Raw genomic sequence first — 1,268 nt, forward strand, 5'->3', positions numbered from 1 at the left:
CTTAACGCTGAATACAAAAGGGACTTACTGCACAAGCTCGCGCTGCAGGCCCACCGCCTTCTTGGCGCGGCGGCTGCGCTCGACGACACGCTCACGCGAATTGACCCGTTTGATCCGGAGGGCCGGGCGAAGGTGCTGAAGGACATCGCGCCACGCTTGGTCCGTGCTCCGGCAGATCAACAAATGGCCATGGCCAACTGCATACTGACGCGCATTAGTACGCTTGACGCCCCCACGCGAGTGTTTATGTTGAAAGATCTCACGGAATGGAGTCGCGCGATGGATCAATGTGCCGACCGAGTGGCTACTCTCACTGGCGTGCTCGAGCATATTGGGACGCTGGATGCCACTGAGCAACTGACTCTGCTAGACGCGATTCTTCGATTCGACAGGTCAACGTCAGAAGCGGAAAAGACAGGGGTGTTCAGCGGTGTACTGAACAAAATCGGCAGTTTTGATAAGGCCATACAGCCGTCGGCATGGGAAAAAATGTTGCAGCACTTCAAAATCCTTCCTGGCAATGCGCAGACGACGGCGTTTGATGACCTCCTCAAGCAGATCGACACGCTTGACGCCATGGTTAAACAAGGCGCGCTGAACCGACTTCAGTCCTATATCGTTCCCCTTCTCCCTGAGAGTGAGCGATTGAGCGCATCGGCGCGGATTCAGAAACATCAATATCAGGGGTAGGGCAGGGCCATCGCATAGAGGTGGCGATCCCCACAAGACGTGCCTGTTGCGCAATCGGCAGCGCGTGTGCACGGTTGATCATCGCTTTCCGCTCAGCAACCCCGCCTTGCTGAGCGCTCCGCTTAAAAAATCGTTCTCCAGCGTCAAACCCAATCTTCGCGTGGAACACCGTGACGTCCACTGGTGGCTCACCCGTCGTCGACTTGCCCGTCTCGAACAATTCCGACACGCGCTCCTGCAACTGCTTCTTCCAGTCCGTAATCTGGTTCGGATGAACGTCGTACTGCTGCGCCAGTTCTGCAAGCGTCTTGTCGGCCTTGAGCGCCGCCAGAGCCACCTTTGCCTTGAACGCAGGTGAGTGCGTCCGTCGGTTTCGTTTTGTCATCTTCTGGTTCCTTATTGCCGGCCATTATGACCGACTCACGACCCAGCTTTTCCACTCAACGAACCGTCCGAATTCTCGACGCCACCTCTGATTGGCCGCGCCGTGGCCCGTGGAAATCGTTCGCGTTTGATGTATGAAATTTCGTTTTGTTCCTAGTTTTCTGCTATTGGCATGCTAGCGTTTTCGGTTAAGC

General features: G+C 55.8%; 1 protein-coding gene and 1 pseudogene. One reads left to right on the forward strand and one right to left on the reverse strand.

Annotation, left to right across the window (positions count from 1 at the left end):
* Positions 1 to 690 (forward strand): hypothetical protein (locus AWB78_RS42630; RefSeq protein WP_157697915.1); only part of this gene is annotated, 690 nt, incomplete at its 5' end.
* Positions 691 to 924: 234 nt separating this feature from the next.
* Here the strand turns inward: AWB78_RS42630 and AWB78_RS50120 are convergent.
* Positions 925 to 1,075: pseudogene (locus AWB78_RS50120) on the reverse strand (transposase); the annotation flags it as partial.
* Positions 1,076 to 1,268 lie beyond the last annotated feature (193 nt).

The organism is Caballeronia calidae, assembly GCF_900044055.2.
GTDB classification, from domain to species: domain Bacteria; phylum Pseudomonadota; class Gammaproteobacteria; order Burkholderiales; family Burkholderiaceae; genus Caballeronia; species Caballeronia calidae.